This is a genomic window from Pseudodesulfovibrio sp. zrk46, assembly GCF_012516435.1.
GTDB lineage: Bacteria > Desulfobacterota > Desulfovibrionia > Desulfovibrionales > Desulfovibrionaceae > Pseudodesulfovibrio.
On the sequence record NZ_CP051216.1, the window covers coordinates 2825879 to 2839917 of the forward strand.

A 14039-nucleotide genomic window follows, 5' to 3' on the forward strand; every position below is an offset into this window, starting at 1 on the left:
GCGCTTTCTTCTTAATTAAGTGAGGCCTCAAAGGCTTGGGCAGCCTTCAAGAGGTTGTTCTCCCAGTCTTCGGAAAGCGGATCAAGTGGGACGACCTGTGCGTTGATTTCATTGGCAATAACTCTGGCGGCTTTCTGGGAAAACTGCGGTGCAACAAAGATCACCTTGATGCCGTTTTCTCGAGCGAGTTTGATTATCTGTGCAAGATCCTTAGGGCCCGGTTCTTTTCCTTCGGCTTCAATGGCCATCTGGTTCAGATTGTAGCGATCTGCGAAGTAGCCCCAGGACGGGTGGAATACCAGGAAGGAGCGCTTGTCTGACGGAATTCTATGCATGATCTTGGTAATGGTATTGTCTGTATTCTTTATCTCAGACAGCAGTGCTGCGAGGTTTGCCTCGTAGGTATTCTTGTTTTGCGGATCAGCTTTGATCAGGCCTTGGCAGGTGTTGCGTGCAATGGTTTGGGCGCGGACGGGATCAAGCCAGATGTGTGGATCCAGGGTGCCGTGTTCGTGTTCTTCGTGCTCATGCTTGTCAGCATGACCCTCATGCGTGGCCATGGGGATTTTCTTAATTCCTTCCTGGGTGGACACGATACGTAAAGACGGATTGGCCCCATTGATGCGTGGAAGCCATGCCTCTTCGAGAGTGATTCCTATGGCAAAGTATGCCTTGGCCTTTGAAAGGGCCGCCATCTGGGATGGGGTGGGTTCGTACATGTGTGGATTTGCGTTAGGCTTGACGAGCACCCGGGTGTCGACGAGATCGCCGGCGATTCTGTCCACAAAATATAACTGCGGAACGATGCTGACGAATACTATCGGCTTCGCCATTGCCGCTGTGGCGGGAGCAAGCAGCAGGCATAGAGTCAGCGAAATCCAATAAATCGATTTCCATTTTTTCATTGTTCAATCCTTCATAGGGTTGTTGAGCGCTATTTCGGAGTATAATGCAACACGATTGCATTTTTGAGTCAATATTTTTTGAAGTGGTTTCGTTCATGGAGCGCTCTCATGGGGGCAGATTATGCTCACAGGATTAGTAGATGCAGGACCGCGATAGGGTGTCGCCGATCAGTTAGTGATTATTGATGACCTTTACTGAATGTGAGGTTCGTATATCCTTGCGTATTCTCTGGTGGTTTGCCTCTTTGAAGCCCGCTCAGCTTGTCGTATTAAAAAGTCGATTTTTTCTTATGATAAAATGCCTTCCGATGGGGTGTGGTTTTTGTAATTTGAATCAACGATGTGAAAAATTATTCTATTTTTGACATGGTCGAATACTTGGTATATGGTAAAATCTAAGGAATTCATTTGGTTGTTGCGTTAATGTTGTTTTACTAACGTTACAGAGAAATAAAAAAATGTATTGTTAATTTCACTGTAGGAGTTGGTTTTTTATTGATGCAACAAGTTGTTTTACTAGTCATGCATGACTGCAACATAGAAAAAAGTACATCCTCAGAGTATTCTACTGTATCTGTTATGCCTTTACCTACAAAGTGTCATCACCGTAATGAGAATTCTCCTATCCACGGCACCCCTCGAGTGACCACCCCCTGCGGACTTCGTGACCGCGTTCCTCTGCCCTGATCCTCTTTTTTCATCCTGGCTTTTGTTTGACCCTTGCGCATTTTGTGCAAGGGGTCTGTTGTTACATTTATCGGAGAAAACATGGGAACTATTCGCGTAGAGAACCTCTACAAGATATTTGGGAACAAGCCGAAAAAGGCATTGGGCATGCTCAAGGAAGGACACGACAAGCAGTTTGTCCTTGAAGAAACCGGCATGACCGTGGGCGTGAACAATGCGTCCTTTACTATTGAGACCGGAGAAATTTTCGTCATCATGGGGCTGTCCGGATCGGGCAAGTCCACTATTGTACGTATGCTCAACCGCCTCATTGAACCCACATCAGGGCGAGTGCTCGTTGATGGGCAAGATGTTACGGCTATGAATAATGACGAGTTGGTCAAGTTCCGACTCTACAATATGAGCATGGTCTTTCAATCTTTTGCTCTTATGCCGCACCAAACTGTGTTGGATAATGCCGCATTCGGATTGGAATTGGCCGGTGTATCAAAAGAAAAACGTTATGAGCGGGCGCGTGAAGCCCTTGCTCAGGTCGGGTTGGCCGGTTGGGAGGATCAATATCCTGACCAACTCAGCGGCGGTATGCAGCAACGTGTCGGTTTGGCCCGTGGGCTGGCCGTTGATCCGGAAATCCTGCTCATGGACGAAGCCTTTTCCGCATTGGATCCGCTTATCCGTACGGAGATGCAGGATGAACTGCTGAAGCTTCAGGAAGAGCATCAGCGTACCATCGTTTTCATCTCTCACGACCTGGATGAAGCCCTTCGAATCGGTGATCGCATTGCCATCATGGAAGGCGGCAACGTTGTTCAGGTTGGTACGCCTGACGAAATTTTGCAGAACCCGGCAAACGATTATGTGCGTGCCTTTTTCCGCGGCGTCGATCCCACCAATGTTATTGGCGCTGGAGATATCGTCCGCGATTCCCACCCCACACTTGTTGTGCGCAAGGAGGGCAGCCTGCGTGCCGCTCATGAGATCCTTAGTGGCAGCGAGCGCGAGCATGGTTATGTGATGGACGCCAAACACCGCTTTCTCGGTGTGGTCTCATCGGAAGGCATACGTGACGCCATTGAGCAAGGTGAGCCAGATAAGTCGTTGAGTCAGCATTTTCTGGACGAGGCCGATCCGGTGAACCTTGATGAGTCCATGCAGGATATCCTGCCAATGGTCGCATCAAGCCCCTGGCCCGTACCGGTGGTCGACGCAAATGGTGTCTACAAGGGTGTGGTCTCAAAGAACCGTTTCCTGCGAACTTTGCATCGAGCTGAAGAAGTCGTTCTTTCGGAAGGAGGCGAAGCCTAATGTTTGAAGAAGCTGTTATCCCCCTTGATGGATGGGTTACCGAATTCATCGAATGGCTTGTTGACAACCATCGCGACTTTTTCCAGACGCTCAAGTGGCCGGTAGAGCAACTGCTCAATGGCTTCGAGAATGGTTTGACTGCTATACATCCCCTTATTGTCATCGGCGTGGTCTGCCTTGCCGCATGGTGGTTTTCCGGCAAACGCCTTGCAGTCTTTTCCGCTATCTCCATGGCAGTCGTCGGCATGCTCGGGCTGTGGGAAGATACCATGATCACTTTGGCCATGGTTTTGTCCTCTGTGATCATCTGCGCCCTGCTCGGCGTTCCGCTCGGTATTATGGCCGGGCGCAGCGATCGTTTTGAAATGGCACTCAGGCCCGTGCTTGATGCCATGCAGACCACACCGGCCTTCGTCTATCTCGTGCCCATCGTCATGCTTTTTTCTGTGGGTAACGTGGCTGGCGTACTGGCAACTATTATCTTTGCTTTGCCGCCCATCATCAGGCTTACCAGTTTGGGTATTCGTGGGGTCCATCCGGAACTGGTGGAGGCCTCAGAGGCTTTTGGTGCCACTCGCTGGCAGGTGTTGATGAAAGTACAGATCCCCTTGGCTTTGCCCACCATCCTGGCTGGGTTGAACCAAACAATAATGATGGCCCTGTCCATGGTCGTTATCGCAGCGCTTATTGGCGCGGGCGGCCTTGGCTCTCCGGTTATCCTTGGTTTGAATACCCTGGATATCGGACGCGCCGTAGTTGGCGGTGTGGGCATTGTGCTCATGGCTATCGTTCTGGACCGCATTACGCAGTCCATGGCTCAAAAGAAGTAACCAAATAGTGAATCTGAGAGGAGGAAACATGAAACTTATGAAGTTGACGCTCGCCGCCATTTGCGCAGTGCTGATCGCGTCTACCGCTATGGCAATGAACATGAAACCGGGCGAGGGTGTGACCCTCAAACCCGCACGCGCTACCTGGAACACCGGTTTCTTCCAGGAAGCCCTGGCCCGTCGTGGTCTGGAAGAGTTGGGCTATGAAGTCAAGAAACCCAAAGACCTCGCCAACCCCATTGCTTACAAGTCCATCTACCTTGGTGACATCGACTACTGGTGCAACGGCAACTTCCCGCTGCACAACGATCAGCTGCCCAAGAACTTCGAGAAGAAGGGTGCCATTCTTGATCCTATCATCAAGGCCGGTGGTATGCAGGGCTATCTCGTTTCCAAAAAGGAAGTAGAGAAGTTCGGCATCAAGTCTCTGGACGATTTCAAGCGTCCTGAAGTCATCAAGGCGTTTGACCAGAATGGTGACGGCAAAGCAGACCTCGTTGCCTGCCCTCCGGGCTGGGGTTGTGAAAAGGTCATCGGTCAGCACATGAAGGCCTATGATTTGGGTAAGTACATCAAGCCCATCAAGGCTGCCTACGAAGCAGGCATGGCTTCCGCTCTTGGTGCTTACAAAGCCGGCAAGCCGGTATTCTTCTACACCTGGACCCCCAACTGGACTGTTTACAAGCTGCAGCCCGGTAAGGACGTGATGTGGATCAACGTTCCTGAGAATCCCGAGTTCAACGACACTGTTTCCGGCGTTCAGGGTGCGGTTTCCGATCCCCTGCGTAACGGTTTCATGGTCTACGACATCACCGTCGTTGCAAACAAGAAGTTCATGGAAGAGAATCCGGCAGCAGCCACTTTCCTCAAGAGCTTCAAGCTGACCATCGGTGACGTTAGCGCCCAGAATACCCGCATGAACGCTGGTGAGAAGTCCGACAAGGATATCGCCAAGCATGTGGACGAATGGATCGCCGCTCACCAGGATGCTTGGAACGGTTGGCTCGACGCAGCTCGCAAGGCTGCTAAGTAGTCTGTATCGATCTGAGAGATCCAGCCCTGCAAGAGCCTGCTCTTGCAGGGCTTTTCTTTTGGCTTTCCAATGATGGGGGCAGAGTTGCTGGGGAGTTTGTCATACCCCCCTTGACAAGTTCGGTTTTCATCGCTTAGCGTCCACCCATGCAGAAAAATTTTACCTCCCTAACTTTTAATTGGTGGTGGCGCTGGTAACGGCGCCGTGGGAGAGTATTACCTGCAGTAAACGAGCAGAAATGAATACCACAACCGCGGCAGTGCAAGCTGGCCGCGGTTTTTTTAGGTCTGGGCACTGCTGAAAACAACAAAGGGGAAGGATACAAATGACGACGACTTGCACTGCTGATGGATTTTTTGGGGATTACGGCGGACAGTATGTTCCGGAGCCGGTTGTTCCCATTCTGAACACTTTGGCTGAAGCTTTTGAGCAATACCGCAACGATCCTGAGTTTCTTGAGGAATTTCATTACTACCTGAACCACTTCTCGGGCCGTGAAACGCCACTGTATTTCTGTAAGAATCTGACCGAGAAGCTCGGTGGTGCAAAGATCTATCTGAAGCGTGAAGACCTGAACCACCTTGGTGCTCACAAGGTTAACAACACCATTGGTCAGATCCTGCTGGCAAAACGTATGGGCAAGAAGAAGATCATCGCCGAGACTGGCGCTGGTCAGCACGGTGTGGCAACCGCTGCAACCGCTGCGCTCATGGGTATGGAATGCACCATCTACATGGGTGCCGTGGATGTTGAGCGCCAGAAGCTGAACGTGTTCCGCATGGAAATGCTCGGTGCCAAGGTTGTTGCCGCTCAGTCCGGTCAGCAGACCTTGAAGGAAGCCGTTGATGAGGCTCTCGGCGCATGGTTGCAGGATCCTGAAAATGTTTTCTACCTGCTCGGTTCCGCTGTTGGTCCCCACCCGTACCCGCTGATCGTTCGTGAATTCCAGTCTGTTGTTGGTCGTGAAGCCAAAAAGCAGATCATGGAAGCTGAAGGTCGTTTGCCTGACTACTGCGTCGCCTGTGTGGGCGGTGGCTCCAACGCCATTGGCCTGTTCGCTGACTTCATCTGCGACGAGTCCGTCAAACTGGTGGGTGTAGAACCTGCCGGTCGCGGTCTCGACTATGGTGATCACGCTGCCACTCTGTGTCTCGGTGAACCCGGCGTCATGCACGGCTTCAACTCTTACATGCTCAAGGACGAGCAGGGTGAACCTGCAGAGGTTTACTCCATCTCCGCCGGTCTGGATTACCCCAGTGTCGGCCCTGAGCACTCTCAGTTGAAAGACCAGAATCGTGCCGAGTACGTGCACGCTTCTGACAAGGAAGCTGTTGATGCCTTCTTCATGCTGTCCCAGATGGAAGGCATCATTCCTGCCCTCGAGTCCTCTCACGCTCTGGCACACGCCATGCGCATCGCTCCTGAACAGGACAAGGACAAGATCATCGTGGTCAACCTTTCCGGCCGCGGAGACAAGGACGTTGCTCAGATCGAAGAAATGGTCAGCGAAGGCAAGATTGAACTGCCCAAGATTCGTGGCTAATTAGCCAAGATAGACAAAGTTAAAGCCCTCTCTCCAGATGGAGAGAGGGCTTTTTTATTCAACGAGAAAATGCGGCTAGCCTTGTTTTCCGGTCATGCTCTCAATTGAAATGGCCCAAACCGATGTGGCGGCCACAGCTTTTTCCGGAAGTTCCCATTCCTTGTCAGAGTACTGGCTCATGATGACTTGCAGGGCATTGTTTTTGGATACAGCATCCATAATTTCTTCAGCAACTCCGAAGCCGATAACGCTTTTGAAATGCATCCCCCAAGCGCATGCACTCTTTTCCTTGGAATCAATGGCGACATCCTGTTCGAACTCGAAGCAGACTTTGTTGTTGGCGTTGAGATAGTCAGTCTTCATTCCTTCCTTGGCACAGTGGAAGAACAGTTTGTTCCCGTCATAACCGAATGAAAGCGGTACCACGTATGGCATGCCTTCCTTGCAGAGGCCAAGCCGCATGACTTCGGATCGGTGGATAATGTCTTTGATGGCGTCTATGTCACTAATTTCTTTTTCGCTTCTCTTCATTGTGTGCCCCTGATGAGATGGTGTCGGGTAGATATATAATTGAATCGATCATTCTGGAAGGGCTAATTGTGAGCGCGAGGTTGCACATAAAGCAGTGCGATTGCATGCACGATATGTGCAGGATTTGGCGCTCTTTGGTCCGCCTGAAATCGGGCAAACTGGACAACAAGCCAAAAAGACTTACATTAATGAATGGTGCAATTACTGCATGGTTCATTTGATTTTTACCGTTCAAATTCCATACCTTTGAAGTCTGGAATTAAGACAAAAGCAAAGGAGTAAATATGCGATTGAAACATTTGGGAGCTGCTGTTTTGGCCCTCATCATGACCGTTGGACTGGTAGGTACTAGTCATGCTCTGTTCGGGTTTGGGAAATATACCACAGTGAAGGCCGAGAACGGAGTGGTCACTATCCCTGCTGCGGATGTCTCCGATGGTCAAGCCCACTATTTCCTGTTTGAACAAGATGGAGCGGAAGTGAAATTCTTCCTGCTCAAATCCAGTGACGGTGTGATTCGTGCTGCCTTCGATGCCTGCGACGTCTGTTATCGGGAGAAGAAGGGCTATGATCAGGATGGCGACTTCATGGTCTGCAACAACTGCGGCATGCGCTTCCATTCTTCCCGTATCAATGAGGTCAAAGGCGGCTGCAATCCGTCTCCGTTGGTCCGTACATATGATGATAATACTGTCACCATTAAGGTGTCCGATATTATGGCTGGGCGAGGGTACTTCTAGATGAACATTCTGACGATTCCACTTCGCAACACGCGCAGGAAATGGGTCAAAACCCTGCTCCTGTTGGTGGTGTTCGCTCTGGGCGTCACGTCCATCGTCTCGCTCAACTACGTTTCCAGCGTGGTCGGTGAGTCGCTGGAGAAGAAGCTCACGGCTTATGGTGCGAACATTCTCATCATGCCTAAAAGCGAGAAACTGACTGTCAGCTATGGCGGTTTTTCCATGGGCGACATGGCCCTTGGAGTCTCTGATCTGCCCGAGTCCTCGACTCTTGAGCGCATTGCCAATATCGAGCTCAAAGAGCGTATCGCTGTGGTCGCTCCCAAGCTGGTGGCCATGGGCAAGGTTGGGGACGCCGCAGTTGGTGTGGTTGGCGTTCGTTGGGACAGTGAAAAGGTCCTGAAAGGGTATTGGGCGCTCGACGGCAAGTTTCCCGAGACTAAGACCGGAGTCATCGTGGGTGGCAAAGCCGCCAGCCGTCTTGGCCTGAAACCAGGGGACAGCTTTGCTCTCAGCGGTAATACCGTCACTGTTGCTGGTGTTCTTATGCCTACGGGAAGTGATGATGACTCGGTAGTCTTTGCAGGAATGGACTTCGCGCAGGAGCATTTCGGTACGCCGGATCATGTTCACTTCGTGGAAGTGGCCGCCTTGTGTGCCGGGTGTCCAATTGAGGAGATAGTCGTTCAACTCGACAAGGCGTTGCCGGGGACGGATATTCAGGCGTTGCAGTCCATTGTGAAGCAGCGAATGTACTCGGTGAATTTTGTGAAGCAGCTTATTCTCACTGTTTCGTTGATCATTCTGTTTATCGCCTGCTGTATGGTGGGTGTGACCATGCTTTCCAGCGTGAACGAGCGCATCAAGGAGATCGGCCTGATGCGATCCCTTGGCTTTTCGCGCAAAGGTATCTTCAGCATCTTCTGTTTTGAGGCCATGATTATTGGTATGGCAGCTGGTTTGTTTGGCTATCTGGGAGGCTTTTTCCTCAGTACCAAGATTGTTACCATGCTTGATATTGCTGATGGAGCAATGCTCATGTTTGATCCTGCAGACATGGCTCTGACCTGCCTGCTTATTACGGCGGTTTCAGTCCTGTCGGCATTCTTTCCCGCCTGGAAGGCCTCGGCTGTCGAGCCTTCGGAAGCCCTCATTTCTCTGTAGGAGCCAGTCATGCTTGAAGCAAAAAATCTATTCAAGACATTCCGTTCCGAAGGCGTGGAAACCGTTGCTCTCGATAACGTGAGCCTTTCTGTGAATCCTGGTGAATTTGTCTCCATTGTGGGACGATCCGGTTCTGGAAAAACTACGCTTTTGAATACCTTGTCCACGTTGCTTTCGCCGGATTCAGGCGAAATCATCTACGAGGGCGAAGATGTCACGTCATTGTCCGCGGCCAAACTGAATCACCTTCGGCAGAAAGATTTCTCCGTGGTGTTCCAGTTTCATTACCTGTTGCCATACCTTTCGGCGCGGGAAAATGTCCTGCTGCCCTATATGAAGGGACTGGCTCCAGTGACCAATGAAGTGCGGCAACGAGCCGATGCTTGCTTGGAGCGTGTCGGCTTGGGTGGTAAGGGAGACAAAATTCCCGGGCACCTTTCTGGAGGTGAACAGCAGCGGGTCGCCATTGCCCGTGCTCTCGTAAAGGAGTCCACGTTGTTGTTTGCGGATGAGCCTACAGGCAATCTCGATAAGGCAACAGGCGAGTCCGTCATGGAATTGTTGGCTGATCTCGGTAGAGATGGACTGTCTGTCATCATGGTTACTCATGATGACGAGTATGCGTCACGGGCGGATAGAGTGATCCGAATGGCCGATGGAAAAATCGTTTAAAGATGGGCGGGGCAGAAAATATTCTACCCCGCTTTTATTTGTCCTTAGAAGCAGACCCAAAGGGCAGCACCGTGCAAATCCTTGAATACTGTGCGGGCTACTGATCCTACAAAGAGCTTGTTCCAGAATCCTCTGTCACTTCCCGCGCTTCCCAGTGCTACGGCGGCATAGTTCCCTGCGTCATATTCCTCGCGAATGAGGCGGGCGGCGTTGGTGCCGCGTCGAATGGCTCGCTTGATGCGGTCTTCGGGCATGTCGGCTTCCTTCAAAATCTCGATTGCCTGGTTGACAACAGCTTCTGCGTCCATGGGGTCAGTCTTGGCCGGGTCATGAACGTGGAATACGGTTACGCTATGTCCCGGCTCATGGGAGAGGATGAATCCGACATGATCGGCAATGCGATTGGATGGATCAGAGCCGTCCACGCAGAGAAGTACATTCTTGCGTTCTCGTTCCGGCAATCTGCAAAGCCAGAGAGGGAAGCTGATTGCGTCCGATAATCCCTCCAGCATTTCACGGCAAACGGACTGGTCCATGACGTCGGCCAGCCCTTCCTGTACGCGGCGCCCCATGACTACGGCGTCATACATGCCGTTGCGTGCTTCTCGTATGATGTCCTTGGCCTTGCTCATCTGCGGAGAGGCGATCTTGTGTTCGAGGTTGTCCTTGGGGAAACCATCTGCATGCAGCTTGCGTCCGGCATGCTCGACTACGGCGCGTCCCTTTTTGTCGGCAGTGGCTGCCTGAGTCTCTATTTGATCCAGCGATTCATAGCTTGTTTCCTCGGCCCACACAGCCGCCAGGGACGGAGGGATGTGCATTAACGTAAGATTGATTGCTTGTTTGTTAGTAAAGAAGTGGGTGACGAATTCGAGTCCGGCTCCGGCCTTGGAGTGCTTGGCCAGGGGCAGGAGAAGCTTGGGCGTAACAACAAGTTCCTCATCTCGCGAAGGCTTGCCTTTTCCGGGAGCCATTTCAGCCGCCATGTGCCGAAGAATGCTGTTGGACGGGGATGCGGTCATGGGACTACCTCCAGTTACAACAGAGTATAGCATATTGGCAGCGCGGCTCAATGATATTGGTGTGCATTATTCGTTCATGTACTCGCAGTTCTCCTGCTCCTCGTGGTGACGAGGGCAACGTGCCAATCCAAGCTTTAGGACGACGCTCTTGGTTGCATCACAACTTTTTACACTTTCCGAATGAAACTTAATTAGGCCGATCAATCGCTACGGAGCTACATTATGGCTGAAAATCACTGATCCGCTCCGGTTCCGCCTTTGGGGAAAGGGAGACACAGCCTGGCTGTGGTCGGTCTGGAAATGGATCAGTGATGCAAACCAGGAGGTAGTTCATATGGAAATAAGTTCCATGAACTCCATGGTTGGCATGATGGGAATGCAGGGCGGCATGTCTGGCCTTCAGGGGCAACAGCAACCCCCTGATTCCGAGGAGATGTCTTCCTCATTCATTGATGCTTTGGATTCTGATGGCGATGGAGCCTTGAGTGAGTCTGAGTTCTCTGCGAACCAGGCCTCTGAATCTTCTGAAAGTAGCGAAGTGTTTGACGCCCTCGATACCAACGAGGACGGCTTTGTCTCCCAGGAAGAGCTTCAGGCTGACATGGAAACCAAAATGGCTTCTGCGCCACCGCCACCGCCTCAAAGTATGAGCGGTATTCAAACTGATGGCGACATGGACAGCTGGCAACAGTTGATGAACATGGGATCCTCCGAGGAGGACGATTCCAGTGGGGCGTCGAAATACTCACAAATGCAGGAGTCCATGTTCGGTAGCAGCTTTGCAGAATCCCTGACTTCCGGACTGAGCGTCAGCGCATAAGCATGGTCATCGTTTCTCCGTGCTGACGACAGGGGCGAAAGCCCGAAGCCGCACCTTCGTTAAAAGGTGCGGCTTCTCTTATATTCTCCCTCTCTTCAAAGGGGTACATGGGATAGTGGGTTGTCTAATGGCTTGCGGGGAGCCCTTGTGATGGGGGCGTTGAACGCCGTTTCCCCTCATCAATTTCTTTTTGGGGGCTGGAGGGCCGAGGTGGCGTCTTTGGATTGTTGTGAGGCCTAATGCTCCTGAAGGCGTTCAACAGAAAATCGATCTCCGACTGAGTGAGTCTGGCAGACTTGTGGTGGTTGCTCATGGCTATACTCTCTGCATATTGGATGTAGTGGTCTTACATGGTGACCTGAACTGTCTTATGTATGCAGGCCATATAGGCTCGGGGGGATTCCCCCGAGCCTGGGCAGAGATGGAGGCCTGCGTTAGAAACCACCACCGCGGGGGCCTCCGCGACCGGGTCCCTTTTGGGGACGCGATTGTGCCATCATGGCCTGTTCTTCTTTTTCAAGAAGCTTGCTGTAGAGTTCCATTTGTTCAGGTGTCAGGACAGCGGATAGCTTCTTGTAGGTTTCCCATTCCAGATCTTCGATCTTGTTTCGATGAGCACGCATTTCATCGCGGTCACTGGGGTCGAATTCCTTCATGAGTGCGGTCTTTTGTGCATAGTCTTGCTCAAGAATGGGTTTGACTGCCTCCATCTGTTCGTTTGTCAGGTGAAGGTTGTGTTTGAGCGTGAAGAGCCGCTTTTGGGGGGAAGGTAGTTCCATAGCCGGGCGCTGATCATGGGAAGCGCAACCGCCCAGCATGGCAAGTGTGGAGAGGGCCAGCATGGCGACAAAGGCCATACCGGTGAAGGTTAGAATGAGGCGAACTGGCTTCATGTGTATCCCTGCCGTTAGTGTTGTGTGCAAATAGGGGCCTGAAACGTATATCAGCAGGTGGGAGGGACCTGCCGCACGTCCAGATATACGGCTGAAGCGTTAAATAGGTTTTTTAGAAACGTAAAAAGATGTGAAAGAATGAAGTCCCTCTTAATACTATTAGCTGCTGGCAAGGAGAGTGCTCAGTGTGGACGAGCGACTTTCATATGTGCTGAGCAGTGAGTCGAGCGCCGCATATTTGCGGGTGAGTGAGGTCTCCAGTGCATCAAGACGTTGTTCCTCGTTGTATATCTGGTTTTCCAGGCTGGTGACTCGTGATTCGTAGCTGTCTATGACAATGGGAAGCGTGCCAGTCTCCTCGTTGGTTATGTTGTCCAACGCATCCGAGAGTTCGCCGATTTTCCCTTGCTTGACGCGTGCGGTCCCGCTGTGTGTGCCGTCAGTCTGGCTTCCGATAGAGAGATAGAGGCCCTTTGCATCTCCGCTGGTGGCAAGAATGGTCCAGCCATCGATGCTGGTTTCCTCGCCGTTGATATATGCTGACGTGAGCACGCCTCCTTCAACGGTATATTCTATGTCGTACTCACCAGCTTCAGTCACGCCGTTGATAACTGATATGACCTGAAAGTCGTCACTGTCTGATTCTCCTGAGGCTTGAGCTGCAAAGAGTTCGGCTACAGCTTGCGGGTCGGTGTCCAGAGCTTCTTCAAGTTCGTCTTCATCCAGAATAATCTGACCGTACGTATCGGATCCTTCATCGGTGTCCGTTGAGAATCCTATTTGGGACAGGGCGTGGTAGTAGTCGCCGCCGGTATCTTCATCGTATGCGGAGAAACCAAGCGCGCCAGATGAGATGATGGACTTGATATTACTGTACATGATGTCCATCGCATAGTTGTCGATGGTGTATCCAGTCTCTCCGTCCTCTTCCTCCGTAACTCGCCCGGTGAGCAACTGGATATCGAGAATGATCTGGTTCAGGTCTTCAACGAATTCAGTAATTGTATCGAACATGTCATCCGTGTCGAATTCCACAGAGATGTTCACACCTTCGCTGTCCGTTGTTTCATTGAGATCCAAGGTCATGCCGTCGATAACATCGTCCACCGAGTTGGTGGAGCGTTCAAGCCACCGTTCGGTGCCGTCATCGTTGTCTGCGGGGAATCCGTCTACCTTGAGCTGCGCGTTCTGCGCTGTTTGTGTTTGAGAGAGGTCTGCCAGATCGAGGCCGGATACTGATCCGACATCGGTAATTTCGATGGCGTTGTCTTTACCGGTTTCGGCACTTTTCAAGACGAAATAGTACACGGAACCATCATATATGAGGTCTGCCTCGAACTTATCGCGCGCGCTGATGCTGGCGTTGATGGTGTCCACCATGCCTTCCAAGGTTGTACCCGCAGCGATGTCTACGTCGATAGATTCTCCTCCGTATGTCACAGAGATTGTCGTGGCATCGCTTGTGACTACTGTTTCCGTGTCATCATATCCAGTGCCGTCGAATACCCAGACGTCTTTTTGGGCAAGCTGGTTAACCACCACGTTGTGGGTTTCGTCATCTGCTTCGCCCGTAACCTCTGCAGAAATGGCGTCATCAGTGACATTGGCCGACATGGAGTAGAACTCGTCCAGTTCATCCATATCATCCAGTGTCTCGTTGAAATCGTCTATCTCTTCCTGCAACTGCTCCAGCACATCCACGATGTATTCATTTTCCTCCACCTGAGCCTCGTAGGCTTCTTTCTTGAAGCTCTCGGCGTCGACGGTCGCATCAATGATTTCTGAAAAGTCTGTTCCGTTACCGAGACCGGAAAAGGAGATTTCACCGGATGTGGTTACGGGTTCGTATGCCGTTACAGTGCTCGAGAGAGATGAAACGTATCCCATGACTTTC

At 51.5% G+C, this 14039-nt stretch carries 13 protein-coding genes; 8 read left to right on the forward strand and 5 right to left on the reverse strand.

Annotated elements, in window-relative coordinates; genetic code table 11:
* Positions 1–11: 11 nt before the first annotated feature.
* Positions 12–905: a zinc ABC transporter substrate-binding protein gene (locus HFN16_RS12695; protein ID WP_168891108.1), complete on the reverse strand. Its 894-nt coding sequence runs from the start codon at positions 903–905 to the stop codon at positions 12–14.
* Positions 906–1673: 768 nt separating this feature from the next.
* Between HFN16_RS12695 and proV the strand changes: the two genes are divergently transcribed.
* From proV to trpB, 4 genes are all read left to right on the forward strand, one after another.
* The gene (gene proV / locus HFN16_RS12700; RefSeq protein WP_168891109.1) at positions 1674–2897 is read left to right on the forward strand and encodes a glycine betaine/L-proline ABC transporter ATP-binding protein ProV; all 1224 of its coding nucleotides are present in this window, start codon (positions 1674–1676) and stop codon (positions 2895–2897) included.
* A complete protein-coding gene (locus HFN16_RS12705; RefSeq protein WP_168891110.1) occupies positions 2897–3727 on the forward strand; it encodes a proline/glycine betaine ABC transporter permease in 831 nt (276 codons plus the stop codon). Before proV ends, HFN16_RS12705 begins: the two co-directional genes overlap by 1 nt.
* 28 nt (positions 3728–3755) lie before the next feature.
* Entirely contained in the window at positions 3756–4760 is a 1005-nt protein-coding gene (gene proX, locus HFN16_RS12710; protein ID WP_168891111.1) for a glycine betaine/L-proline ABC transporter substrate-binding protein ProX, read from the forward strand.
* Positions 4761–5085: 325 nt separating this feature from the next.
* Positions 5086–6303: a tryptophan synthase subunit beta gene (gene trpB, locus HFN16_RS12715; RefSeq protein ID WP_168891112.1), complete on the forward strand. Its 1218-nt coding sequence runs from the start codon at positions 5086–5088 to the stop codon at positions 6301–6303.
* A 75-nt stretch (positions 6304–6378) separates the two neighbouring features.
* On the opposite strand, the gene HFN16_RS12720 is transcribed toward trpB, so the two are convergent.
* Positions 6379–6834, reverse strand: coding sequence for a pyridoxamine 5'-phosphate oxidase family protein (locus HFN16_RS12720; protein ID WP_168891113.1), 456 nt, complete (start codon positions 6832–6834; stop codon positions 6379–6381).
* A 284-nt stretch (positions 6835–7118) separates the two neighbouring features.
* Between HFN16_RS12720 and HFN16_RS12725 the strand changes: the two genes are divergently transcribed.
* From HFN16_RS12725 to HFN16_RS12735, 3 genes are read left to right on the forward strand one after another with little or no spacing between them, the layout of a single operon-like run.
* Complete coding sequence (locus tag HFN16_RS12725) at positions 7119–7574, forward strand: DUF2318 domain-containing protein (protein WP_247648334.1); 456 nt, start codon at positions 7119–7121, stop codon at positions 7572–7574.
* Positions 7575–8738: an FtsX-like permease family protein gene (locus HFN16_RS12730; RefSeq protein WP_168891114.1), complete on the forward strand. Its 1164-nt coding sequence runs from the start codon at positions 7575–7577 to the stop codon at positions 8736–8738.
* Positions 8739–8747: 9 nt separating this feature from the next.
* Positions 8748–9410 (forward strand): ABC transporter ATP-binding protein, encoded by a 663-nt coding sequence (locus HFN16_RS12735; RefSeq protein WP_168891115.1) that lies wholly within the window; start codon positions 8748–8750, stop codon positions 9408–9410.
* Positions 9411–9454: 44 nt separating this feature from the next.
* Here the strand turns inward: HFN16_RS12735 and HFN16_RS12740 are convergent, their stop codons facing one another.
* Entirely contained in the window at positions 9455–10432 is a 978-nt protein-coding gene (locus HFN16_RS12740; RefSeq protein ID WP_168891116.1) for a universal stress protein, read from the reverse strand.
* Positions 10433–10766: 334 nt separating this feature from the next.
* On the opposite strand from HFN16_RS12740, the gene HFN16_RS12745 reads away from it, so the two are divergent.
* On the forward strand, positions 10767–11252 hold the full coding sequence (locus tag HFN16_RS12745) for an EF-hand domain-containing protein (protein ID WP_168891117.1): 486 nt from the start codon (positions 10767–10769) through the stop codon (positions 11250–11252).
* Between the two features lie 434 nt (positions 11253–11686).
* Here HFN16_RS12745 and HFN16_RS12750 read toward each other — a convergent pair whose 3' ends face one another.
* Together HFN16_RS12750 and fliD are read right to left on the reverse strand one after the other, a co-directional pair.
* The gene (locus HFN16_RS12750; RefSeq protein WP_168891118.1) at positions 11687–12145 is read right to left on the reverse strand and encodes a hypothetical protein; all 459 of its coding nucleotides are present in this window, start codon (positions 12143–12145) and stop codon (positions 11687–11689) included.
* A gap of 159 nt (positions 12146–12304) precedes the next feature.
* A complete protein-coding gene (gene fliD, locus HFN16_RS12755) occupies positions 12305–14032 on the reverse strand; it encodes a flagellar filament capping protein FliD (protein ID WP_168891119.1) in 1728 nt (575 codons plus the stop codon).
* Positions 14033–14039 lie beyond the last annotated feature (7 nt).